Here is a 22,241-nt window from a genome sequence, read left to right as displayed (position 1 = left end):
TGCGAGGCACGAGCAGCGGGAGCGGCGAAGCCGCGCGCCGCAACTCAGGCGCAACCCCCTGCGCGGCATCTTGTGGGCTGCGCCACAATCGAACTAGAACCCCGGACGAGGAGCAACCGTGACCGAGCAGAACATCAGCAACCTGTCGCACGAAGACCGCGTGTTCGAGCCGCCGGCCGACCTGGCCGCCAACGCCAACGTCAAGGCCGAGGTCTACGAGCAGGCCGCCGCCGACCGGGTGAAGTTCTGGGGCGAGCAGGCCGACCGGCTGACCTGGGGCACGCCGTTCACCGAGGTGCTCGACTGGTCCAACCCGCCGTTCGCCAAGTGGTACGTCGGCGGCAAGCTCAACGCGTCCTACAACTGCGTCGACCGGCACGTCGAGGCCGGCAACGGTGACAAGGTCGCGCTGCACTTCGTCGGCGAGCCCGAGGACGACACCCGCGACATCACGTACGCCGAGCTCAAGGACCTCGTGTCCCAGGCCGCCAACGCGCTGATCGACCTCGGCGTCAAGGCCGGCGACCGCATCGCGATCTACCTGCCGATGATCCCCGAGGCCGTCATCGCGATGCTCGCCTGCGCGCGTCTGGGCGCCCCTCACACCGTCGTGTTCGGCGGCTTTTCCGCCGACGCGCTCTCCAGCCGCATCCTCGACTGCGAGGCCAAGGTCGTCATCACCGCCGACGGCGGCTACCGCCGAGGCGCCCCGTCCGCACTCAAGCCCGCCGTCGACGAGGCGCTGCAGAAGTGCCCCGACGTGACCGGCGTGCTGGTCGTACGCCGCACGGGCCAGGACGTGGAGTGGACCGAGGGACGCGACGTCTGGTGGCACGACGCCGTCGACACGGCGTCCAAGGACCACACGCCGGAGATGTTCGACGCCGAGCACCCGCTCTACGTCATGTACACCTCGGGCACGACCGGCAAGCCCAAGGGCATCCTGCACACCACGGGCGGCTACATGGTGCAGTCGACCTACACGTTCTGGGGCGTCTTCGACTACAAGCCTGAGGACGTCTACTGGTGCACCGCCGACGTCGGCTGGGTCACCGGGCACTCCTACATCGTCTACGGGCCGCTCGCCAACGGCGCGACCCAGGTGCTCTACGAGGGCACACCCGACACCCCGCACAAGGGCCGTTGGTGGGAGATCATCGAGAAGTACAAGGTCACGCTGTTCTACACCGCACCGACTGCGATTCGTACGTTCATGAAGTGGGGCGAGCAGATCCCCGCCGAGCACGACCTCTCGTCGCTGCGCATCCTCGGCTCGGTCGGTGAGTCGATCAACCCCGAGGCGTACGTCTGGTACCGCGAGAACATCGGCGGCGGCAAGACCCCGATCGTCGACACGTGGTGGCAGACCGAGACCGGCGCGCACATGATCAGCCCGCTGCCCGGCGTCACCAAGGGCAAGCCGGGATCGGCGATGACCGCGATCCCCGGCATCGCCGCCGAGGTCGTCGACGACGCCGGCGAGCCGGTCGAGCACGGCGAGGGCGGCTACCTCGTCATCACCGAGCCGTGGCCGTCGATGCTGCGCACGATCTGGGGCGACGACGACCGCTACAAGGAGACCTACTGGTCCCGCTGGCCCGGGTTCTACTTCGCCGGTGACGGCGCCCGCAAGGACGACGACGGCGCGATCTGGCTGCTCGGCCGTGTCGACGACGTCATGAACGTCTCGGGCCACCGCCTGTCGACGACCGAGATCGAGTCCGCGCTCGTGTCACACCCCAAGGTCGCCGAAGCCGCCGTCGTCGGCGCCACCGACGAGACCACAGGTCAGGCCGTCGTTGCGTTCGTCATCCTGCGCGAATCCGCAGGCGACGGCGGCGAGGAGATCGTCCAAGAGCTCCGCAACCACGTCGGCAAGGAGATCGGCGCGATCGCCAAGCCCCGCCAGATCATGATCGTCCCCGAGCTGCCCAAGACCCGTTCCGGCAAGATCATGCGGAGGTTGTTGAGAGACGTCGCCGAGAACCGCGAGGTCGGCGACGCCACGACCCTGGCCGACAGCGGCATCATGGACAAGATCACCGCTGGCATGAAGACCGCCAAGGACGACGACTAGCCGGTCTGCCGGTACGGATATCGGTCGCGGAGGTCCGCCACCTCGTCGTCGGTGAGGCGGCGGACCTCCCGGCCGGCGGTCAACAGCATGATGGCGGCTGCCTGCTCGAGCTCGATCGTGGCCGTCACGGCGTCGCCGACGGTTGCGCCACCGACCAGGGTGCCGTGGTTGGCGAGCAGGATGCCGCGGTGACCCGCACGTGACGCATCCGCGATGAGCGGCGCGATGTCGCGGTCACCCGGCGCCCGGTAGTCGACCACGGCGATGGGACCGGCCTTCATCGTCAGGTACGGCGTGAGCGGCACGATCGCATCCACCGGATCGAGACCGGCGAGGCACGAGACGGCCGTCGCGCGGGTCGCGTGCGTGTGCACGATCGCACCGACACCGGGATCCGCCGCATACATCGCGAGGTGCATGAAGGTCTCCTTCGTCGCGCGCGGCCCGGAGACGTGCGAACCGTCGGCGGCGATGACGCTCAGGTTGCTCGGGTCCAGTGCACCGAGGTCGGCGCCCGTCGGTGTGCAGACGACGTGCTCGCCGACCCGGACACTGACGTTGCCGGTGGTTCCCGGTGACAGTCCCGCTCGCGAGAGATCCGCGCCGGCCGTCACGATCGCGGCGCCGGCATCGACCAGCACGGAGCTCATGCCCAAGCCTCCGCGATCGTGAAGAACTCCTCAGTCCCGAAGTTGCCGGACTTCAGCAGCAGCGCGATCGGGTCGTCGTCGGTCGTGACGGTCCACGGGACGCCGGGTGCCACCTCGGGACCGATCCAGATGCCGGCCGGTCCGAGGGCCTGGACGACGGCACCCGACGTCTCCCCTCCGGCCACCACGACCCGGCGGATGCCACGGGCAACCATCGCCCGCGCGGTCTCGGCCATCGCCGTCTCGACGAGATGCGCCGCCGTCGCGGGGCCGAGGTCTCGCTGGATGGCGGTGAGCTCGTGAAGGCTGGTCGTCGAGTAGACGAGAGGCGGATCGGCCTTCGCCAGCGCCTCGTCGAGGTAACGCTCGATGTCGCCGATGCGCTGTTCGCCGGTTGCCAGCGCCTTGGCGTCCACGTAGAGACCCGCATGCCTCTCGAGGAAGTGGTGGACCTGGCCCCGGGTCGCGGCCGAGGCGCTGCCCGACAAGAACCCGACGGGACCGGACGGCAGCGGCACGGACAGGTCGGACCTGCTCGAACCCGAGTGGGCCCTGGCCATCGCGGCGGCCAGTCCTGCCGAGCCGGTCGACAGTGGCTGTTCGAGCGCAACGCCTGCCCAGACGTCGAGGTCGGCATCCGAGACAGCGTCCGCGACGACGTGTACGAGGGGACCCTCGAACGCGCCAACGGTCCGGCGTACGGCGTCAGCACCCTGTGCGACGACTGCCAGCGGCACCGCCTCAACCGGGGTGGCTGACTGCTCGGCCATCAGAACCCGAAGGTCCGACTTGTGCATCGGATTGAGCGGGTGGTCCTTGAGCGGCGATTCCTCCAAGAGCTGGTCATGGACGAAGAGGCGGCTCTGATAGACCGTTCGCCCGTTCTCAGGCGCACTCGGCGCGATCACCACGCGGGACGCCCCGCGTTCGGCGGCAAGGGCATCTGCCACGGGCCCGATGTTGCCGGCCGGCGTCGAGTCGAACGTGGAGCAGTACTTGAAGTAGACGTGCTCGACCCCGAGTCGCTCGAGCCAACGCGCCGCCTCCAGCGACTGCTTGACCGCCTCGTCGGCGGGCACACTTCGCGTCTTGAGGGCGACCACGACGCAATCGGCGTCGACGCTCGTGAGTCCTTCGGGGACCCCGAAGAACTGAATCGTGGCCGAGCCGGTGCGTGTGACGTACGCCGCGACATCGGTCGCCCCGGTGATGTCGTCGGCGACGATGCCGAGCCATGGGTGCTGCGAGCTGCGGTCAGACGATGGCAACGGGACGCACCATGCTTCCGGTCGCTCCGCGGACGCGAAGCGGCAGGCAGATGAAGAGGAACTCCGTGACACCGTCGCGCGCCAGGTCGCCCAGCCAGGCGAGCTCGAGGAGATGGATGCCCTGCTCGATCATGAGCCGGATGTGCACAGGGTGCGGGTTGACCGGATCGGGCGAGGGGTCGGCCTCGACCGTCTCGGTGTCGGAGCCCACGAGGACGACGCCCAGGTCGGCCAGTCGGTCGGCGACGTCGATGCCGATCCCGGCACCCTTGTGCCGACTGACGACCGACGGGTCCTGGGTCCAGATCTGGAGGTATCCGGTGTTGACCAGGACGGCGTCGCCCTCGCGGATCGTGGTCCCGCTCGCCTCGAGCACGGCGGAGAACTCGTCCCACCCGATCACGTGTCCGGCGGGAAGCGGTTGACCGCCGTGCGACCGAGTCATGTCCGCCAGGACACCGCGCGTGATGATCGGCGCGATCGAGGAGGCCTCGGCGCGGCGCGGGCCGAAGTCGGTCAGCTCGGCGTCGGAGGTGAACCCGCCGAACCACTCGTTGTCGTCGCCGCACGTCGTGTGGCACAGGGCGTCGAGGTGGGTCCCCGTGTGCATGGTTCCGGACATCAGCTCCGTGGTGAAGCCCATGTGCACGTCGTTGCGCCCGCGCCACTCATCCATGTCACCCGCGAGGTCCTGGCCGTGTGCCGTCCGGTAACGGAGCACCTGAAATGCCGGGTGTCCGGCGAACAGGGGCATGCCGGGCCAGCGCCCGGAGTCCAGGTCGTACACCGTGCCTCCGGTCCCGAGCTGGAGAGCTGACGCGACCTGACTCGAGCTGAGGTCGGCCACCCGACCCAGTTCGGAGTCGAGGTAGCTGACTCCGGGGAGGGTCCCCCGGCGCGTGGAGTCCCACGCCCGGTCGTCGCTCATTGCTGCTCCTTCGAGTCGTTGCCGGCCCGTCCCGACTGCACGACGTACGTGCTGGGGTCGTCCTTGAGGGTGGTTCTCAGGCGCCGCTCGGCCTGGCTGAGGTGGCGGCGCATCGCCGCTCGAGCGCCACGGGAGTCCTTGTCGCGGATCGCCTCGAACACCACCTCGTGCTCCTGAAAGGACGACCTGGTCTCACCCGCAGCACTGATCGATCGGGCCATCCACGCCCGGAGCAGTCCCGTGATGCTGGTGAGGACGTCGCGGAGCGCACCGTTGCGCGCCACCTCGGCGATCATGAAGTGGAACTCGATGTCGGCCTCGATGAAGGCCTCTGACGAGATGTCGGGGTCCCGCATGAGCTCGATCAGCTCGGCGAGCCGGTCGACTTCCTCCTGCGTCCGCCGGGTGGCGGCGAACCCGGCGAGGATGATCTCGAGCTGCTGCCGGGCCTCGACGAGGTCGAACAGCCGCTTCTCGCCCAGGAACAGGCCCCATTCGATGACAGCCGGTAGGAAGTTCGATCCGGTGCCACGCAAGTAGGTGCCGTCACCCTGCCGGATGTCGAGGATGCCGAGCAGCCCGAGGGACTGGATCGCATCACGTACCGCCGAGCGGCTCACGCCCAGCGACTCACTCAGCTGTCGCTCTGACGGCAGCCGATGGCCCGGCAGCAGTCCTCCGGAGAAGAACGACTGCGTGAGCGCCTTGATGACCTCCTGCGACACCGAAGATCGATCGATGTCGATAGGCCGCAGCTCTGGTTGCGGCTGCGGGTTCTTCGGTGGGCGACCCATCGCCGACCTCCTTCGGTGGTTGTGTCAGTCGTCTGACGACTCGAGTGAATCACGCAGCGTCGCGAGTGCGACGTACGAACGGTCGCGACGCTCCGTCATGGCGGCGGACTCCTCAGCGGTCAGGCCGAGGTAGCCACCTCCGGTCTTGATCCCGAGATCGCCGGTGTCGACCCGAGACCGGAGCGACGGCGGGCAGGTGAACCGTGGCCCCAGCTGAGCCTCGAGCGTGGTGTACGAGTTGGCGTAGACGTCGAGACCGGCCATGTCGGCGATCGCGAAGGGCCCGAAGAATGGCAGCCGGAATCCGAACGACGAGCGGACCACACCATCGATCCGTTCAGCCGTCGCGGTCCCCTCCTCGACCATCAGCGCCGCCTCCTTGAACAACGCGAACTGCAGTCGGTTGCAGATGAAGCCCGGGGTGTCGGCCACGACGACCGGCGCCTTTCCAGAGGCGACGAGCAGCTCCGTGACGGGCGCTAGCAGCGATTCGTCGGACTCGCTGCCCAGGATCACCTCGATCGCCGGAAGGTACGGCGCCGGATTGAACCAGTGCACCCCGAAGAACCGTTGCGGGCGGCGCAGCACGGCGGCGAGGTCCGAGACCGGGATCGCCGACGTGTTCGTCGTGATGACGGTGTCATCACCGGTCGCCTCCTCGATGACCTTGAGGACCGCGTGCTTGACGGCGATGTCCTCGAACACCGCCTCGACGACGAGATCCGCCCCGGCGACGGCAGCCTCGATCGATGCGCCTGCTGTCGAACCGGCCCGGACCTGGTCGACCGAACCGGCGGGGACGAGACCCCGGTCCTCGGCGACCCGGACGTCCTCGATCATGGCCTCGAGCGCCGCAGCAGCGATGTCCGGCTCTCGGTCAGCCAGGGTCACGACGGCGCCGCCGCGAGCCAGGGTGTGGGCGATGCCCTTGCCCATGTAGCCGGATCCGACGACCGTCACGCGAAGTGGCGAGGTGTTCATGTTGACCTTTCAGTGGTGGGGAAGATGTCACACACGGCTGGCTCGCTCGCGGTGGAGCTTGGCGGCGTACACCGACAGGCCGACCGCGAGGACGAGGATCCCGCCGTTGAAGAAGTACTCGACGAAGAAGGGCGCACCGAGCTGCTGCACGCCGGAGAAGAGGAACGCCAGCGTGAGGACGGCAATGACGGTGCCGACAACGTTGAAGCGGCCCGGCTTGATCGAGGTGGCGCCCAACATGGCGCCGGCGAAGGCCGGCAACAGGTACTCCGGGCCGACCGATGCCGTGCCCGTGCGCAGGTTGGCGCCGAGGATGATGCCGCCGAGCGCTGCCATGGCTCCCGAGGTCACGAATGCCGTCGTGACCGTGCGTGACACGGAGACACCCGTGAGCTCGGCGGCGCGGCGCGACGAACCGACGACGAACAACGACCGGCCAGCGACCGTACGCTCGAAGTAGATGTGAAGCACGATGCCGACCGCCGCCACGAGGAGCGCGAAGTACGGCACCCATCCGATCGACCCGGTGAGGTCGATGAACGACGTGGAGAGCTTGGTCCCGACGATCTGCTGACCGTTGGTGAACCAGTTCGTGATGCCGAACAGCACCATCCCTGAGCCCAGGGTCGCGATGAACGAGCTGATGCCGAATCTGGTGACCAGGACACCGTTGACCAGGCCGACGACACAGCCGGCAACGATGATCGCAGCGGCGGCGATGGGCCAGGACCAGTCGTGCTTCTCCTGCAACCCAATGATGAGGACCTGCGCCATGCCGGCGTGATAGCCGACGCTGAGGTCGAACTCCCCCGTCGCCAGCGGCACCATGACGGCGAACGCGAGGAGCATCGTCACCGATTGCGCCGTGAGCAGGTTCTGGACGTTGCCGGTGCTCAGGTAGGTGTCCGGCCGCAGGGCGGAGAACACCACCAGGACAAGGACGAACGCCAGCACCAGCGCGTAGCGCTGGACGATCTCGCCGTTGACGATGATCCGAGGTCGTGCCTCAGTCTGCGTGGACATGGGAAGGTTTCCTTTCGGTTGCGGCATGCGCGCCAGCGACGACCGGCGCCGATGATGCGAGGACGATGAGGTTCTCCTCGGAGATCTGGTCACCTGTCGCCTCGGCGTCGATGCCGCCATTGACGACGACCAGGACACGGGTGCACAGCTGGGTGATCTCCTCGACATCGCTGGAGATGACGACGACCCCGGTCCCGGCGGCAGCCGCCGCCCGGATGAAGGCGTGGATCTCGAACTTCGATCCCACGTCGACACCCGCCGTCGGCTCCTCGAGGATCACGACGCGCTGGTCCTGGCCGAGAACCCGGGCGACACAGACCTTCTGCTGGTTGCCGCCGCTGAATTGGTCGATCGGCAGGTCAGCCAGCGCCGGGCGTACGTCGAACTCCGAGATCGTGGCCACGGTGCGGGACGACTCGGTGCGCCGTCCGATCCAGCGTGAGCCGTTGGACCGGTTGCGGGGGCCCGGGAACAGGTTCTCCGCGACCGACATGCCCGGGAACGTCGACTCACGCTGACGATCCGCGGGGAGGAGGGCGATGCCGGCGCGCATGCGTGCCGATATCCCGGACTCGTGGACGGCCCTGCCGTCGAGCCGCACCGACCCGGCCGCTGTCGGGTCGACCCCGGCAATGGCGCGACCGATGGCCTCCTGGCCGGCGCCGCGCAGCCCCATGATGCCGACGACCTCGCCTGCGTGCACCGAGAACGACACGGGAGGTGCTCCTCTTACGGCCAGCCCGTCCACGCCGAGGATCTCGGTCCCGTCGAGCGCTGCCGGACCCGTTGCCGGGACGCTGTCGATGCTGCGGCCGAGCATCGCCTCGACCACGCGGTCGACGCCGAACTCGGCCATGGGTCCCGCGGCAACCAGCTGACCGCCGCGGAGGATCGTGACGCTGTCGGCGACCTCGTAGAGCTCTTGGAGCCGGTGCGTGACGTAGAGGATCGCCGTGCCCGATGCCTTGAGGGACCTCAGCGCGTCGAGAAGGAACGCGACATCGGGTGCGGGCAGCGATGCCGTCGGCTCGTCGAGCACGGCGACCTTGGCGTCCTTGGCCAACGCGCGGACGATGCCGAGCAGGGCCTTCTCGGCGGCAGACAGCCGGCCGACGAGCTGGCGCGGCGACGGTGGGACGAGGTTCATCCGCTCGTAGGCCTCGACGGCCCGGTCCCACACCTGGCTCCAGGTGATGAGACCGCTGGCCCGGGGGAAGCCCGATGCGAAGGCGATGTTCTCGCCGATCGTCAGCTCGTCGACCAGCCCGAGATCCTGGTGGACGAACGCGATGGACGTCCGGTCACTGGTCGGCGACAGCTGCTGCCCGTCGACCTCGATGGCGCCGTCGTCCGGGACGTAGATCCCGGCGAGCATCTTGATCAGCGTCGACTTGCCGGCTCCGTTCTCGCCGACGAGGCCGCGCACCTCGCCGGGCGCCAGCTCCAGATCGACGTGATCCAGAGCCAGCTGCCCGGCGAAGCGCTTGGTGAGTCCCGAGAGACGGAGCGCGGGCGCCGTCATGTTCTCAGTCATGTGCAGGCGCGCCGATCAGGGCTTCGCCGTGCAGGCGTCATCCTGGCCGAGCCACACGTTGGCGTAGTGACACGCGAAGTTGTTGCTGGGGATGTACTGGTCCTTGTCCCCGCCCTCCTGGTCGACGTTGTCCTTGGTCACGAGGTAGGTCGGCTGGATGAACTTCGCCGGCTCCTGGCCGGCCTGTGCCCGGACGATCGCATCGACGGCCTGGTAGCCGAACAGGGTGCTCGGCTCGGGGACCGTCGCGACCTCGTACTGACCCTTGCGGATCATGTCGTACGCCGAGGGCGATCCGTCAGCGCCGACCAGCTTGACCTCGTCGGGCTTGACGTTCGACGACCGCAGGGCTGAGGCAACGTAGGGGTAGAAGTTGTCGCAGCACGTCGTGATCCAGACATTGGCCTTGCCGTACTTGGAGAGCAGGGCCGAGACCGCCGACGGGATGCGATTGGCCTGGTCGGCCACCGGGATGTTGATCTCCTCGAGGAATGTCGCGGTCGACAGGTTCTTGACCGGCTCGGTCGCGGCCTTGGCCTTGAAGCGGGCGATCGCGTAGCTGTTGTCCAGCATGTGCGCCAGCTTGGCCGTGCCGTTCGACTCGGCCACCACGTACGCGGCCTGGGTGCGGCCGATCTCGGCCGGATCGCTCGCGATGTTGTCGAAGAGGTTGAGCTGGGGGTCGGGCCCCGGGAACGCGCTCGCGTGGATGCCGATGACGGGGATCTTCTTGGTGACGGCCTGGGCGATCGGCGCCTGCAGGGCGCTGGCGTCGGCCGAGGTCACGATCGCGACCGGGTCGGAGGCGACGGCCTGCTGCATCGCACTGAGGTTGCCGCTGACGGTCCCCTTGCCGTCGAAGACATGGACGCTCCAGCCGAGCTTCGCGGCGGCATCCTTCACACCGTCTCCCCAGTTGACGTACGACACGTACGACTGGTCGGACGAGACATAGGCGATCGCCTGCTTCGCCTTGACCGCCTTGGGTCCACTGGTCGGGCCGGTCCACTCCGTGGTGGGCTTCGTCGCGGTGGCCACGATCTTGGCGGCCTCGTCGACCGTCATCGAGCTGTTGACGGTCGGTTGCTTCCAAGCCTTGAACGGCTTCGCCACGGTCTTGGACTCGTCGGCCCCGGCTCCGGACGAGCAGGCGGACAGCCCGCCGGCGAGCACCAGCACGGTCGCGGCCAGGGCGGCCAGCTTCTTCGGGTTCATCAATGGCTCCTTGTCAGGTCGCAGCTCGTATGGGTGCTGCGCGTCACAGATTGACACAGCGTTCTTCATTCGTCAACCGGTTATTGGTTTACCAATTTAGAGACCTGACCTTGCGATTCCAGTGGTTGAATGCGACATCGATGGCCTTAAGCACATCTCAAAGACGCTCTGACCTGCGGCGGAGCGACGGCGCCCGGACCATCGTTTCGCCGGGTTGACAGGCTCAGGACGGGCTCCGTTCAGTTTCGTCTCATCTCCACGGGAAATGTTGTGGGTATGCAATCCATGACGAGGACCACGAACGACGAGCGACCGACCCCGGCCACCCGCCGCGTCAGCACGGATCTGGTGATCGGGCTGTCCCTCCTCGGGGCCGTCATCGCCGGCCGCCTGCTCTGGGCGCTCTCGGACGGCAGCATCCTCACGGCCATCGGCACACGCTGACCTGCGCGACCCGGTGAGTCACTTGTAGGCTCGCCGGTATGAACAGAGCTGATGATCCGACCATCGGTCGGCTGGTTGCCGACGCCAGCCGCGACATCTCCGCGCTGGTGCAGTCGGAGATCAAGCTCGCCAAGAGCGAGCTGAAGTTCAGTGTCAAGGCCGGCGGCATCGGTGCGGGCCTGCTCGCGGTCGCGGCCTTCTTCGGCCTGCTGATCGTCGTCATGCTGTCGATCTCCGGCGCGTACTTCCTGACGATGACCGGGCTCGACCCCGCGTGGGCGTTTCTCATCGTCGCCGGCGTCTACGTCGTGCTGACGATCCTCGCGATCATCCTGGGCATCGTGCTGCTCAAGAAGGTCCGCGCACCCGAGCGCACGATCGCCACCGCCAAGGAGATCCCGGCCGCTCTCAAGGGTCGCCCGAGCTAAGCCACGCGTCGGCCGACTGCGGCGCGGCCCACGAGGCCGGCGACGGCGACGATGCCACCGCCGATCGCCAGGACCACGAGCCACGCGTCGAGCGAGCTGGCGGCGCGATCGACGATGAGCTTCTGCAGCGTACGGGCGAACTCCGAGGGTGCCTCGGTGTGATCGAGGATGTTCTGCGTGACGGGGCCGCTCGTCAGCCAGAGCAGCCCGGCCACCGCCAGGGTGCCGCCACCGAGCCAGGCGACAGCGGTCGACGTACGCCTCGCAGCGGCGATGCACCCCACAGCACCGATCGCGGCGACGATGCCGGCGATGCGGCCGAGGTCCGTCGACTGCTTGACGCGGTCGACCATCTTGCGGTCACTCGCGTCGGTCACGACGGGCACGACGAGACCCTTGGGCACGGTGATCGTGATGGGCAGGTTGCCGCTGACCTGCTTCGCGACGAACGTGGCCATGGGGCCGACGTCGACGCCCAGGGTCGTGGGCATCGGGTCGGCGAACGCCTCACTGTGGGAGCTGCGCTGCGTTGCCTCCCACGCCTCGACGAAGCCGGCCTGGTTGCTCGAGCGCTCGACGGCGTTCGAGAGCGCGGCGGCGGCGGGCGCCTTGAGGGCCTCAGGGATGACGCCTCGGGCCGACAGCTCGTCGGTGAGGTAGGCCGAGAACGCGCTCTGCAGCTCGGTGTCCTGGGCCAGCGTGCTGCTGAACGCGACGTAGCCGTCCTCGTCGACGATGTGGGTCGACAGCCACAGCAGCGGGACGGCCGCCAGCAGGGCGATCAGCGCCACGGCGCCGCAGACGAACGAGACGACGGTGCGCATCAGGCACACCCTCCGGTCGAGACCGTGGAGGTCGCGGCGATGCCGGCGCGCGCGTCATCGGCCACCTGCGACGCGGTGAGCGCATAGCCGGTCGACTTGTCGGTGATCGACGCGGCGAAGATGACGCCGAGCACGTCGCCGTCCTTGGAGACCAGAGGGCCCCCGGAGTTGCCGGAGCGTACGAGCCCACGCACCGAGAACGTCTGGCGCACGACCTGCCCCTTGTCGTAGATGTCGGGGCTGCGCAGCCGGATCTCGCTGCGGATGCGGGCGGCGCGGGCGTCGAACGGCCCGTTCTCGGGGAAGCCGAGGATCGCCGCATCCTCGCCCGCCTCGCCGGTGGTGTCGAACTTCAGGGTCGGCACGCTCGTCCCGTCGACTGCGAGCACGGCGACGTCGAGCTTGCGGTCGAACAGCACGACGCGGGCGGTCGTACGTTGTCCGTTGATCACGACCGACGGGTTCTCGACCCCCGCGACGACGTGCGCGTTGGTCATGATGCGGCCGTCGGCGTACGCGAAGCCGGACCCCTCGATGCCACGTTGGCAGCTGGCCTGGCCGAGGATCTTGACGACGCTGCGGGACGCCTGCTGCACGCCTGGGCTGTTGAGCGTGGCGGTGTCGGGCGGCCCGACGGGCTTGATGTTCTCGCTCTCGAACGGGTCGATGTAGCGCGGGAACAGGTTGGCGTCGAGCACCTCGTTGAACGACCGGAGCACCGACGTCGCACGCGCCGGCATGACCGAGTCGACCCGGTCGAGGATCACCGAGTCGCGGGACGCGGTCGAGAGGTAGGGGATCGTCGTGCCGCTGACCGAATAGCCCAGGGCCCAGCCGGCACACAGCACGGCGACCATGCTCAGCACGCTGCCGCCGACCGCGTCGACCCAGCGCAGCGGCTTCCACTTGAGGCCGTTGCGCAGGTCCGTGCCGACGTACGTGCCGACGCCCTGGCCGATCGCGGCCGCGCCCACGACGAGGCCGAGCGCCAGCAGTGACGAGCTCAGGGTCGCGGTGTTTCCCGACAGGAACTTGGGCACGATCGCCAGCGCCAACAGGCCGCCGATCAGCAGGCCGATCGTGGCGATGAGATTGACCACGAAGCCCTGCACGTAGCCCGACACGGCGTACGCCAGCAGGATGACGATGAGGATGAGGTCGAGGGAGTTCACGGTCAGAAGTCCGGGAGGGGTCGGGTGACGCTGTCGTCCCAGGGTTGTTCCCACCCGAGCCGTTCGAACAACCGTGACACGACGCCCGCGGTGAAGCCCCACAGCGGTACACCCGAGCCGACCTCGAACGCCGGACCGCGCCAGCCGGACGGATGCTCGACGCTGAACCGGTTGGCCGGGTCGAGCAGGCGGCGGATCGGCTGGTGGATGATCGCGCCCACCTCCTCGGCGCTGACCGGCATGAGCGGCACGGGCTCGCGCCAGTAGCCCAGCACGGGGGTCACCGCGAAATTGCTGGGCGGCAGCCAGAGTGTCGGGAGGGTGCCGAAGACGTCGACCGTCTCGGGGTCGAGTCCGACCTCCTCCTGCGCCTCACGCAGCGCAGTGGCCACAGCGTCCGCGTCGCCGGGATCCATCGCGCCGCCGGGGAACGAGATCTGGCCGGCGTGGTTGCGCATCTTCGCGGCCCGCTCGGTGAGCAGCAGCTCGGGCCCGTTGTCGCCGTCGGCGAACAGCATCAGGACCGCGGCCGGGCGGGCATCGGCGGGGGCGTGCGGGAACCGCGGCGCCAGCTGCTCGGCCTCGACGGAGCCGGCGAGCTCGGCGAGTGGTTGCAGCCACTCCGGGAGGTGCTCCCAGCTCATGGCGACACCCCCAGGTGCTTCTCGATCGCGGCCGTCAGGTCGGCATACGAACGGAACGCGACGCGCTCCGTGGCGACCATTGTTCCTTGTGCGTCCACGAACACCGTCTGCGGCAGACCGATGACCTTGAGTGGAGCCTTGGTCGTGGAGTCCGGATCCGACAACAGCGGGTACGTCACGCCGGACCGCTCGGCGAGCTCGACCGCCGCATCGGGCGCCGCGTCGGCGAAGTCGACGCCGACGACCCGGACCTTGTCGCCGTACTTCTGGTGGACCTCGGCCAGCAGGGGTAGCTCCTCGCGGCACGGGGCGCACCAGCTGGCCCAGAAGTTGATGATCGTCGGCGTGCCCGACAGGCCCGACAGTCGTACGGGCGAGCCGCCGCCGAGGCAGTCCAGTGTCAGGTCGGGCAGACCGTCATCGGCCGGTGCGGTGCCGTCAGCGACCGGGCACTCCTCGATCCCGGCCTGCTTCTTCGCCGCTGCGAGCTGTCCCGCGTCGGTCGTGGGAGCTGTGCCGCCGCCGAATGTCGGCTGGTCGTCGTCCGAGCCGGGGCCGCCACATGCCGCGAGGAAGAGTGCGAGTCCGGCCAGGATCACCCGCGCCCTCACGCAGGCCCTTGCGTCGTGATCAGCGCGGCAGCCTCGGCCGGATCGATCGGACCGGTGCCGTAGGACGGGCACCAGTGCGCGACCGGGCACGCACCGCACGCGGGCTTCTTGGCGTGGCAGCAGCGCCGGCCGTGCCAGATCAGGCGGTGGCTCAGCATCGTCCAGTCCTTGGACGGGAAGATCGCGCCGACCGCGTGCTCAGTCTTGACCGGGTCCTTGACGATCTCGTCGGGCACCCACTGGAACCGGCGCACGAGGCGCGCGAAGTGCGTGTCGACGGTGATGCCCGGCACGTCGAACGCGTTGCCGAGCACGACGTTGGCGGTCTTGCGGCCGACTCCATGCAGGGTGACGAGGTCCTTGAGCCGACCCGGGACCTCGCCGTCGTACCGCTCGACGAGGTCGGCCGACAGCCGTAGCAGGCTCTCGGTCTTGGCGCGGAAGAAGCCGGTCGGCCGGATGAGCTCCTCGAGCGCAGCCCGGTCGGCCGCGGCCATGGCCCGGGCGTCGGGATAGGCGGCGAACAACGCGGGGGTGATGGCGTTGACCCGCCGATCGGTCGTCTGAGCCGACAGAACGGTGGCGATCAGGAGCTCGAACGGCGTACGGAAGTCAAGCTCACAACCCGCATCGGGATAGGTCTCGGCGAGCACACGATTGATCTTGCGGGCCCGGCGAACCAGAGTCGTGTCTGGTCGGGTCGCGTCGCTCGGCACGGGGTCCAGCGTACGTGTTGCAGCGCAAATGGCCCCTCTGATGGTCGACCGGCGAGCACGCGCGCTGGGCGAGCGGCGTACCAGCATCGGCGCGTATTCGGCATCGGCCGTCCCGATGTGGGAAACTGCGATCGGTGCACACACTGTGACCAGTGCAACATGAGTGATAGGGAAGACCCGTGACCGACGACGTTCTCCGCCAGGCCCCGCTGTTCTCCGGCCTCGACGACGAAGTAGCTGCCTCGCTCGAGTCGTCGATGTCCTCGGCGTCGCTGCGCCGCGGAGAGATCCTCTTCAACGAGGGCGATGACGGCAATCAGCTCTATGTGGTCACCGAGGGCAAGATCAAGCTCGGCCGCACCTCCCCCGACGGCCGCGAGAACCTGCTGGCGATCCTCGGCCCCGGCCAGATGTTCGGCGAGCTGTCGTTCTTCGATCCCGGGCCCCGCTCGGCGACCGCGACCGCCGTCACCGATGTCGAGCTCAAGAGCCTCGGCCACGAAGCGCTGAGCCCCGTGCTCAACTCGCACCCCGACGTCGCGCACGCGCTGCTCAACCAGCTGGCCGGCCGCCTGCGTCGCACCAACGAGGTCGTCGGTGACCTGGTGTTCTCCGACGTTCCCGGCCGCGTCGCCAAGGCGCTCCTCGACCTTGCCTCACGCTTCGGCCGCCGCGCCGACGACGGCGTGCACGTCAACCACGACCTCACGCAGGAAGAGCTGGCGCAGCTCGTCGGCGCCTCCCGCGAGACGGTCAACAAGGCGCTCGCCGACTTCGCCTCGCGCGGCTGGCTCCGCCTCGAGCCCCGCAGCGTCGTCATTCTCGACCTCGAACGCCTCCAACGCCGCGCCCGCTGAGTCCCCCAGATGTGGATCGAGTTGCACCACGCTGGTCGTCGGCGTGGTGCAGAAGCATCCACATCTCGGCGGTCAGCTCGGGTAGCCGCGTGACATCAGGGCACGGGCGACTCTCGCAGCGACGGACTTGGGTGCGCGCATGTCGGCGGTCGTCACGACGATGACCACCCATCCGGCTGCTTCCAGAGCTTCCCGCCGGAGATGGTCCTTCTGTCGCTGCCAAGCATCACGTTCGTGGTGCCACCCGTCGTACTCGACGAGGACCTTCCAACGCCGATAGACCAGGTCGCCGCGTGCCAGGAAGCGGCCGCGGTCGTCGAAGATGTCGGTGTTGAGCTCCGGCTCTGCGAGGCCACTCCCGACCAGGGCAAGCCGCACATCGGTCTCGCGCGGGGACTCGACTCCGTCGCGTACGAGCTCGGCGGCACGGCGCGCCCGCTGCACGCCGTCCAGGTGGGATGTCATGACGTACGCCCTCAAGGTGGCCGGGTCGGTGTGCTTCTGCGCGACCAGCCAGTCACCGACTCTCACGAGCTCCGTGGTCGAGAGCAGGGTGCCGCAGTCGACGAACGTACGGTCTGGACCGAGGAGCGGCACGCCGCGGACGAACGTTGAACTGAGCCGGCCCTGATAGCGATGGAGAACGAGATCTTCGCGGAATCGTCGCAACGGTCTCGCCGTGGCGAAATGGAGCGGGAACATCGGGCCTGCCTCGAAGCCCAGCCACCGAAGGATGCTGATGTGGCTGAGTGCGGCGTCGTCGGGCAGCGCGCTCCAAGCCGCCTCGACAGCCGCGTCGAACGGAACCTCGGTGTCGGCGAACCGGTAGTAGCCGGGACGCTCCATCACAAAACGGCGGCCTTGCAGCACTCGGCGGGAGAGGCCATGGACGGCAGCTTCACCGACCGTGAACACGCGACCCGCCAGAGCTGGCGGGAGGGGGGTGGGCGACGGCACCCTGCGACGATGCTCAATCCCACACCGGCGCGCCGCGAGAATCCGTACGCCTGTGGACGACGCCGCCGGCAAGTCCACCCTGTGGACCGAGATGTGGATTCTCATGCACCACCAGCACGGCGCGCGTGGTGCAACGGAATCCAAATCTCGGGGACCGGGCTCGGGGACCGGGCCTGGGGAGTGGGCTAGTCCTTCAGGTAGTCGAGCTGGGCGGCGACGCTGAGCTCGGCGGCGCCCCAGAGCACGGGGTCGACGTCCTTGTAGACCTGCTCGACGACCTCGCGCGCGGTCGTGGCGCCGGTGTCTACGGCGGCGCGTACCTGGTCGAGGCGCTCCGCCCGGTGCTCGAGGTAGTAGTCGACGACGGCGAGCGGATCGTCGATCACCGGACCGTGGCCGGGCAGGATGCGGGTGACGAGGCCTTCCTCGACGAGCTCACGGATGTGCGCCATCGAGTCGAGGTAGGGCCCGAGCACGCCGTCGGGATGCGCGATCACTGTCGTGCCACGGCCGAGGATCGTGTCGCCGCTGAGCAGCGAACCGTCGCCGACGAGGCGGAAGCAGGTCGAGTCGGTCGTGTGCCCCGGCGTCGCGATGACCTCGATCTCGAGACCGTCGACGATGATCGTCTCGCCGTCGACCAACGGCTCCGCGTCGCGGGTGAACTCGGGATCGGTCGACCGCGTGGGCGCGCCCGTCAGCTCGACGAACCGCCCGAGCGCCTCGGTGTGGTCGAAGTGGCGGTGCGTGAACAGCACAAGCCCCACGGACCCTGCGGCGTCGAGCACGGCTCGAAGGTGCGTCTCGTCGACAGGTCCGGGATCGACCACGACCGACTGCGAGGCACCGGGCTCGCGCAGGATCCAGGTGTTGGTCCCGTCGAGCGTCATGATGCCCGGGTTGGCGGCCAGGACGTACGACGCACGGTCGGTGACGGTCGTGCTCATGAGAGGTCTCCCAGGTCGGTCTCGAGGAACAGGTCGCCGTCGATCTCGACGAGCTGGGGCACGATCGTGCGGATCGTACGTTCGGCAGCCGCGGCCAGGATCGTGCCGGCGGAGTGCTCGGCGACCTCGCGGCACGCGACCACGGTCGGCGGCATCATCGCCGCCTCCCCGGCCTCGACGCGGGCGAGCACGTCGCGCAACGGCGCCCAGCTCGCATGGTCGGCCTCGCGGCTCATCTCGCCGACTCGCTGACCCTCAGGCAGGGCTGCGACGAAGAACCGGGTGTCATAGCGCCGCGGCTCGAACGTCGGCGTGATCCAGTGCGCCCACGCGCCGATCAGGTCCGACCGCAGCACCAGGCGATGGCCGATGAGGAACTCGGCGAACGTCAGCTCGCCGGCCTCCAGCGTCGCGCGCGCAGCCTGCATGTCGACGCTGCTCGTGTCGGAGAGCACCGTGTCCGGGTCGGGACCGGCGAGCAGGACCCCGGTCTCCTCGAACGTCTCGCGCACCGCAGCGACGACGAGCCCGCGCGCCAGCGACACGTCGCAGTCCAGCCGTTGAGCCCACTCGGACGGGGACGGCCCCGCCCACGGCACCTCGCCCGTGACGTCGCTGGGGTGCATGCCGCCGCCCGGGAAGACGTACATGCCTGCAGCGAACGCCATGCTGGTCTGGCGCCGCATGAGGTAGGCCTCGATGCCCTCGGCCCCGTCGCGCACGACGATGATCGTCGACGCGTGCCGCGGCTCGGCCACCGTGCCGTTGTAGCCCTGCGCATGATCGCGCAGTCGCTCGGGCAGGGGTACGCGCACGGGTCAGCCGACCTCGACGATGAGCTCGACCTCGACGGGCGCGTCGAGCGGGAGGACGGGTACGCCGACCGCGCTGCGGGCATGCGTGCCTGCGTCACCGAAGGCCGCGCCGAACAGCTCACTGGCGCCGTTGGCGACGCCCGGCTGCCCGGTGAAGTCCGGTGTGCTCGCGACGAACACGGTCGCCTTGACGACCCGCACGACCGCGTCGAGGTCGACCTGCGAGCTCACGGCGGCGATCGCGTTGAGCGCACACTGGCGGGCACAGTCGTATGCCTCCTCGGCCGACACCTCGCCACCGACCTTGCCGGTCAGGATGAGCTGTCCGTCACGCAGCGGCAGCTGGCCCGACGTGTAGACGTACGAGCCGGTGCGCACCGCGGGCACGTAGACCGCGACGGGCGCCGGCACCGGTGGAACCTTCAGCCCGATCTCGGCCAGCCGATCATCGACGCGGCTCATGCCTCGTCCCCCGTCAAAAGGCAACGGTACGGAGACCGCGGCATGACTGACGTGATCGTTCGCTCGCTGCGCTCGCTCATGCGATCGGCCGCTTGAAGTAGGCGACGAGGTTCTCCGGGTTCATGCCGGGCACGATCTGCACGAGCTCCCAGCCGTCCTGGCCGAAGTTGTCGAGGATCTGCTTGGTGGCGTGCACCAGGACAGGGGCGGTGAGGTACTCCCATTGCGTCATGGCACGACTGTAACGGTCAGCCTGCGGTTCCGGCCGGGCGAAGTAGGCTCGTCGCGTGGCCCTCTCGACCCAGCTCCATGTCGTCACCGGCAAGGGCGGCACCGGCAAGACGACGGTCGCCGCGGCACTCGCGATGTCGCTCGCCGACAAGGGCAAGCGCGTCCTGCTCTGCGAGGTCGAGGGCAGGCAGGGCATCGCCCAGCTGTTCGACGTACCGCCGCTGCCCTACGAGGAGCGCAAGATCGCGGTCGGACTCGGCGGCGGCGAGGTGTACGCCTTGGCGATCGATCCCGAGTCGGCGCTGCTGGAATACCTCGCGATGTACTACCGCCTCGGCCGCGCCGGCAAGGCGCTCGACCGGTTCGGCATCATCGACTTCGCCACGACGATCGCGCCGGGCGTACGCGACGTCCTGCTGACCGGCAAGGTCTACGAGGCCGCGCGGCGGCGCAACGGCAAGGGCTTCGCCTACGACGCCGTCATCATGGACGCCCCGCCGACCGGACGCATCACCCGGTTCCTCAACGTCAACGCCGAGGTCGCCGGGCTGGCGAAGGTCGGGCCCATCCGGCGCCAGGCCGACTCGATCATGCAGATGATGCGCTCCAGCGACACCCACGTGCACCTCGTCACGGTGCTCGAGGAGATGCCGGTGCAGGAGACGATCGACGGCATCGCCGAGCTGCAGTCCGAACGCCTGCCGGTCGGCCGGGTCATCCTCAATCTCGTACGCCCGCCGCTGCTGTCGGCCGGCACCCGCGAGGCGCTGGAGGCCGGCACGCTGACGACGAGCAAGGTCGTGCAGTCACTCGCGAAGGCATCGCTCGAGCCAGCCGCGGCGCCGGCGCTGATCGCCGGCGGCGAGGCGCACCTCGAGCGTCAGCGACTGCAGGACGGGCAGCGCGAGATCCTCGAGGACTGCGGACAGCCTCTTGTCGAGCTGCCCGCGCTGACCGACGGGATCGACCTCGGCGCGCTGTTCGAGCTCGCCGAGAAGCTGAAGGACTCCGCATGACCGGCCGCGCTCGTACGTCGCCGTCGGCGCGCAAGGACCGCACCTCGCCGCGCGGCGCCCCCGGCGGACCGCCCGCCGGATCGCTCGACGTCGACGCGCTGCTCGCGGACCGGACGACCGAGATCATCGTCTGTTGCGGCTCGGGCGGCGTTGGCAAGACCACGACCGCTGCAGCGCTTGCCCTTCGCGCCGCCGAGCAGGGCCGCAACGTCTGCGTGCTGACGATCGACCCGGCCCGCCGGCTCGCCCAGGCGATGGGGCTGACGGAGCTCGACAACACCCCGCGGCCGGTCAAGGACGTCGGCGCCGACGGCGGCACGCTCGACGCCATGATGCTCGACATGAAGCGCACGTTCGACGAGGTCGTCGAGGCGCATGCGACGCCCGAGAAGGCGCAGCAGATCCTGGCCAACCCGTTCTATGTCGCGCTGTCGAGCTCGTTCGCCGGCACGCAGGAATACATGGCCATGGAGAAGTTGGGACAGCTCCATGCCGAGGCCGTCGACGAGGAGCGCCGTTGGGACCTCATCGTCGTCGACACTCCTCCGTCGCGGTCGGCGCTCGACTTCCTCGACGCGCCGGACCGGCTCTCCTCGATGCTCGACGGTCGTTTCATCAAGCTGCTGCTGGCCCCGGCGAAGGGCCCCGCCCGGCTCCTGAGTGCGGGCTTCGGCATCGTCACGAGCGCACTCAACAAGGTCCTCGGCGCACAGGTGCTGACCGACATGCAGACGTTCGTCGCGGCGTTCGACACGCTCTTCGGTGGGTTCCGGCAGCGGGCCGAGAGCACCTACGCCCTGCTGCAGGCGCGGGAGACCGCGTTCGTCGTGGTGGCAGCGCCGGAGCCGGCCGCGATGCGCGAGGCGTCCTACTTCGTCGAACGACTCGCGGGTGAGCAGATGCCGCTCGCCGGCCTGGTCGTCAACCGGGTCCACGAGAACGGTGCCGACGGCATCTCCGGAGCCGACGCGGAGTCAGCGGGTCGCAAGCTCGAGCAAGGCACCGCCACCGACCGGATGACGGCAGACCTCCTGGCCCTGCACGGCGAACGCATGCGGGTCGCGGCTCGCGAGTCCCGGCTCAAGCGCAGCTTCAGCGCCGCGCACCCGGGCGTGCCGACGGCATCGGTCGCAGCGCTCGCTGGCGACGTGCACGACCTCGACGGGTTGCGCGAGATCGGTGAGCTGCTGGCGGGACAGGCCCGACCGACCAGCTAGACCGCGACGGAGAGGATGCTGCGCCACGCCGTGACGTTGGGCCGGCGGCGCAGCAGGGCACGGCGCTCACGCTCGGTCATACCGCCCCAGACACCCCACTCGATGCGGTTGTCCAGCGCTTCGGCCAGGCACTCGGCCCGTACATGGCAGGTGCCGCAGACCTGCTTGGCGCGATTCTGCTCAGCGCCCTTGACGAACAGTGCGTCGGACTTGCCACGACACGCGGCTTCAGCCGCCCAGTTTTCATTCCACATGATTCAAGAACCTCCCCGAGACCGATCCCCTGATGGACCGAAGTTGGTTGTTGAGATCAATCTAAGAATTTCGGCCGAGGACCGTCAGAGCGATTGTGACCATCTTTCTCTAGTCCTGATGAACTAGACACGTTGTCGCCACTGAGGCGTTCTCGGCATCGTCACGTAACCTGACT

25 protein-coding genes are annotated in these 22,241 nt (G+C 68.7%); 6 read left to right on the top strand and 19 right to left on the bottom strand.

Annotated elements, in window-relative coordinates; genetic code table 11:
• Window positions 1-118 precede the first annotated feature (118 nt).
• Window positions 119-2,077 (top strand): acetate--CoA ligase, encoded by a 1,959-nt coding sequence (gene acs / locus ESP70_RS18225; RefSeq protein ID WP_149690703.1) that lies wholly within the window; start codon window positions 119-121, stop codon window positions 2,075-2,077.
• Here the strand turns inward: acs and ESP70_RS18220 are convergent.
• From ESP70_RS18220 to ESP70_RS18185, 8 genes are read right to left on the bottom strand one after another with little or no spacing between them, the layout of a single operon-like run.
• Window positions 2,074-2,727 (bottom strand): class II aldolase/adducin family protein, encoded by a 654-nt coding sequence (locus ESP70_RS18220; RefSeq protein ID WP_149690702.1) that lies wholly within the window; start codon window positions 2,725-2,727, stop codon window positions 2,074-2,076. The two genes, acs and ESP70_RS18220, sit on opposite strands and share 4 nt — an antisense overlap.
• Complete coding sequence (gene otnK / locus ESP70_RS18215) at window positions 2,724-3,995, bottom strand: 3-oxo-tetronate kinase (RefSeq protein WP_149690701.1); 1,272 nt, start codon at window positions 3,993-3,995, stop codon at window positions 2,724-2,726. Before otnK ends, ESP70_RS18220 begins: the two co-directional genes overlap by 4 nt.
• Window positions 3,982-4,923, bottom strand: coding sequence for a cyclase family protein (locus tag ESP70_RS18210; RefSeq protein WP_149690700.1), 942 nt, complete (start codon window positions 4,921-4,923; stop codon window positions 3,982-3,984). The genes otnK and ESP70_RS18210 overlap by 14 nt, the downstream gene beginning before the upstream one ends.
• The gene (locus tag ESP70_RS18205) at window positions 4,920-5,717 is read right to left on the bottom strand and encodes a FadR/GntR family transcriptional regulator (protein WP_149690699.1); all 798 of its coding nucleotides are present in this window, start codon (window positions 5,715-5,717) and stop codon (window positions 4,920-4,922) included. The genes ESP70_RS18210 and ESP70_RS18205 overlap by 4 nt, the downstream gene beginning before the upstream one ends.
• 24 nt (window positions 5,718-5,741) lie before the next feature.
• Entirely contained in the window at window positions 5,742-6,677 is a 936-nt protein-coding gene (locus ESP70_RS18200) for a 3-hydroxyacyl-CoA dehydrogenase family protein (protein WP_188110692.1), read from the bottom strand.
• A gap of 48 nt (window positions 6,678-6,725) precedes the next feature.
• Window positions 6,726-7,721, bottom strand: a complete 996-nt coding sequence (locus ESP70_RS18195; protein ID WP_188110691.1) for an ABC transporter permease — start codon at window positions 7,719-7,721, stop codon at window positions 6,726-6,728.
• On the bottom strand, window positions 7,705-9,255 hold the full coding sequence (locus ESP70_RS18190; protein WP_149690696.1) for a sugar ABC transporter ATP-binding protein: 1,551 nt from the start codon (window positions 9,253-9,255) through the stop codon (window positions 7,705-7,707). Before ESP70_RS18190 ends, ESP70_RS18195 begins: the two co-directional genes overlap by 17 nt.
• A 15-nt stretch (window positions 9,256-9,270) precedes the next feature.
• Window positions 9,271-10,470, bottom strand: a complete 1,200-nt coding sequence (locus tag ESP70_RS18185; protein ID WP_188110690.1) for a substrate-binding domain-containing protein — start codon at window positions 10,468-10,470, stop codon at window positions 9,271-9,273.
• A gap of 285 nt (window positions 10,471-10,755) precedes the next feature.
• On the opposite strand from ESP70_RS18185, the gene ESP70_RS20225 reads away from it, so the two are divergent.
• Both ESP70_RS20225 and ESP70_RS18180 read left to right on the top strand, forming a co-directional pair.
• Window positions 10,756-10,914: a hypothetical protein gene (locus tag ESP70_RS20225; RefSeq protein WP_188110689.1), complete on the top strand. Its 159-nt coding sequence runs from the start codon at window positions 10,756-10,758 to the stop codon at window positions 10,912-10,914.
• Between the two features lie 38 nt (window positions 10,915-10,952).
• Window positions 10,953-11,342, top strand: a complete 390-nt coding sequence (locus ESP70_RS18180) for a phage holin family protein (protein WP_056210146.1) — start codon at window positions 10,953-10,955, stop codon at window positions 11,340-11,342.
• On the opposite strand, the gene ESP70_RS18175 is transcribed toward ESP70_RS18180, so the two are convergent.
• The 5 genes from ESP70_RS18175 to nth are packed head-to-tail and all read right to left on the bottom strand — an operon-like array spanning window position 11,339 to window position 15,309.
• On the bottom strand, window positions 11,339-12,166 hold the full coding sequence (locus ESP70_RS18175; RefSeq protein WP_149690694.1) for a hypothetical protein: 828 nt from the start codon (window positions 12,164-12,166) through the stop codon (window positions 11,339-11,341). The genes ESP70_RS18180 and ESP70_RS18175 overlap by 4 nt on opposite strands.
• Window positions 12,166-13,338 carry a MarP family serine protease gene (locus tag ESP70_RS18170; RefSeq protein WP_149690693.1) on the bottom strand — a complete coding sequence of 391 codons (1,173 nt, stop codon included), beginning with the start codon at window positions 13,336-13,338 and terminating at the stop codon, window positions 12,166-12,168. Before ESP70_RS18170 ends, ESP70_RS18175 begins: the two co-directional genes overlap by 1 nt.
• A gap of 2 nt (window positions 13,339-13,340) precedes the next feature.
• Window positions 13,341-13,982 (bottom strand): NUDIX hydrolase, encoded by a 642-nt coding sequence (locus ESP70_RS18165; RefSeq protein WP_149690692.1) that lies wholly within the window; start codon window positions 13,980-13,982, stop codon window positions 13,341-13,343.
• The gene (locus tag ESP70_RS18160; RefSeq protein WP_188110688.1) at window positions 13,979-14,593 is read right to left on the bottom strand and encodes a TlpA family protein disulfide reductase; all 615 of its coding nucleotides are present in this window, start codon (window positions 14,591-14,593) and stop codon (window positions 13,979-13,981) included. Before ESP70_RS18160 ends, ESP70_RS18165 begins: the two co-directional genes overlap by 4 nt.
• A complete protein-coding gene (nth, locus tag ESP70_RS18155) occupies window positions 14,590-15,309 on the bottom strand; it encodes an endonuclease III (protein WP_342780196.1) in 720 nt (239 codons plus the stop codon). The genes ESP70_RS18160 and nth overlap by 4 nt, the downstream gene beginning before the upstream one ends.
• A 179-nt stretch (window positions 15,310-15,488) precedes the next feature.
• On the opposite strand from nth, the gene ESP70_RS18150 reads away from it, so the two are divergent.
• Window positions 15,489-16,166: a Crp/Fnr family transcriptional regulator gene (locus tag ESP70_RS18150; protein ID WP_056210156.1), complete on the top strand. Its 678-nt coding sequence runs from the start codon at window positions 15,489-15,491 to the stop codon at window positions 16,164-16,166.
• A 72-nt stretch (window positions 16,167-16,238) separates the two neighbouring features.
• Here the strand turns inward: ESP70_RS18150 and ESP70_RS18145 are convergent, their stop codons facing one another.
• From ESP70_RS18145 to sp36, 5 genes are all read right to left on the bottom strand, one after another.
• Window positions 16,239-17,012, bottom strand: coding sequence for a DUF559 domain-containing protein (locus ESP70_RS18145; RefSeq protein ID WP_246162093.1), 774 nt, complete (start codon window positions 17,010-17,012; stop codon window positions 16,239-16,241).
• Between the two features lie 296 nt (window positions 17,013-17,308).
• Window positions 17,309-18,070, bottom strand: a complete 762-nt coding sequence (locus ESP70_RS18140) for an MBL fold metallo-hydrolase (RefSeq protein ID WP_149690688.1) — start codon at window positions 18,068-18,070, stop codon at window positions 17,309-17,311.
• On the bottom strand, window positions 18,067-18,885 hold the full coding sequence (locus ESP70_RS18135; protein WP_149690687.1) for an NUDIX hydrolase: 819 nt from the start codon (window positions 18,883-18,885) through the stop codon (window positions 18,067-18,069). Before ESP70_RS18135 ends, ESP70_RS18140 begins: the two co-directional genes overlap by 4 nt.
• 3 nt (window positions 18,886-18,888) lie before the next feature.
• Window positions 18,889-19,347, bottom strand: a complete 459-nt coding sequence (locus ESP70_RS18130; protein WP_149690686.1) for a RidA family protein — start codon at window positions 19,345-19,347, stop codon at window positions 18,889-18,891.
• Between the two features lie 76 nt (window positions 19,348-19,423).
• Complete coding sequence (gene sp36, locus ESP70_RS18125; protein ID WP_149690685.1) at window positions 19,424-19,579, bottom strand: Sp36 family protein; 156 nt, start codon at window positions 19,577-19,579, stop codon at window positions 19,424-19,426.
• 55 nt (window positions 19,580-19,634) lie between these two features.
• Here sp36 and bagA point away from each other — a divergent pair, with 55 nt between their 5' ends.
• Together bagA and bagB are read left to right on the top strand one after the other, a co-directional pair.
• On the top strand, window positions 19,635-20,594 hold the full coding sequence (gene bagA, locus ESP70_RS18120) for an ATPase BagA (RefSeq protein WP_149690684.1): 960 nt from the start codon (window positions 19,635-19,637) through the stop codon (window positions 20,592-20,594).
• A complete protein-coding gene (gene bagB / locus ESP70_RS18115; protein ID WP_149690683.1) occupies window positions 20,591-21,811 on the top strand; it encodes an ArsA family ATPase in 1,221 nt (406 codons plus the stop codon). The genes bagA and bagB overlap by 4 nt, the downstream gene beginning before the upstream one ends.
• Here bagB and ESP70_RS18110 read toward each other — a convergent pair.
• The gene (locus ESP70_RS18110; RefSeq protein ID WP_056210166.1) at window positions 21,808-22,065 is read right to left on the bottom strand and encodes a WhiB family transcriptional regulator; all 258 of its coding nucleotides are present in this window, start codon (window positions 22,063-22,065) and stop codon (window positions 21,808-21,810) included. The two genes, bagB and ESP70_RS18110, sit on opposite strands and share 4 nt — an antisense overlap.
• Window positions 22,066-22,241 lie beyond the last annotated feature (176 nt).

Source organism: Aeromicrobium ginsengisoli, from assembly GCF_004134905.2.
Taxonomy (GTDB): domain Bacteria; phylum Actinomycetota; class Actinomycetes; order Propionibacteriales; family Nocardioidaceae; genus Aeromicrobium; species Aeromicrobium ginsengisoli.
This window is presented reverse-complemented; position numbering and strand designations above follow the sequence as displayed.

Coding starts and splice junctions, on each gene's coding strand:
- ESP70_RS18165 (WP_149690692.1), bottom strand. CDS start 13,982: ATGAGCTGGGAGCACCTCCCGGAGTGGCTGCAACCACTCGCCGAGCTC.
- bagB (WP_149690683.1), top strand. CDS start 20,591: ATGACCGGCCGCGCTCGTACGTCGCCGTCGGCGCGCAAGGACCGCACC.
- ESP70_RS18130 (WP_149690686.1), bottom strand. CDS start 19,347: ATGAGCCGCGTCGATGATCGGCTGGCCGAGATCGGGCTGAAGGTTCCA.
- ESP70_RS18185 (WP_188110690.1), bottom strand. CDS start 10,470: ATGAACCCGAAGAAGCTGGCCGCCCTGGCCGCGACCGTGCTGGTGCTC.
- ESP70_RS18140 (WP_149690688.1), bottom strand. CDS start 18,070: ATGAGCACGACCGTCACCGACCGTGCGTCGTACGTCCTGGCCGCCAAC.
- ESP70_RS18175 (WP_149690694.1), bottom strand. CDS start 12,166: ATGCGCACCGTCGTCTCGTTCGTCTGCGGCGCCGTGGCGCTGATCGCC.
- ESP70_RS20225 (WP_188110689.1), top strand. CDS start 10,756: ATGACGAGGACCACGAACGACGAGCGACCGACCCCGGCCACCCGCCGC.
- ESP70_RS18145 (WP_246162093.1), bottom strand. CDS start 17,012: ATGGAGCGTCCCGGCTACTACCGGTTCGCCGACACCGAGGTTCCGTTC.
- ESP70_RS18210 (WP_149690700.1), bottom strand. CDS start 4,923: ATGAGCGACGACCGGGCGTGGGACTCCACGCGCCGGGGGACCCTCCCC.
- ESP70_RS18220 (WP_149690702.1), bottom strand. CDS start 2,727: ATGAGCTCCGTGCTGGTCGATGCCGGCGCCGCGATCGTGACGGCCGGC.
- ESP70_RS18180 (WP_056210146.1), top strand. CDS start 10,953: ATGAACAGAGCTGATGATCCGACCATCGGTCGGCTGGTTGCCGACGCC.
- ESP70_RS18195 (WP_188110691.1), bottom strand. CDS start 7,721: ATGTCCACGCAGACTGAGGCACGACCTCGGATCATCGTCAACGGCGAG.
- ESP70_RS18110 (WP_056210166.1), bottom strand. CDS start 22,065: ATGTGGAATGAAAACTGGGCGGCTGAAGCCGCGTGTCGTGGCAAGTCC.
- sp36 (WP_149690685.1), bottom strand. CDS start 19,579: ATGACGCAATGGGAGTACCTCACCGCCCCTGTCCTGGTGCACGCCACC.
- ESP70_RS18205 (WP_149690699.1), bottom strand. CDS start 5,717: ATGGGTCGCCCACCGAAGAACCCGCAGCCGCAACCAGAGCTGCGGCCT.
- ESP70_RS18190 (WP_149690696.1), bottom strand. CDS start 9,255: ATGACTGAGAACATGACGGCGCCCGCGCTCCGTCTCTCGGGACTCACC.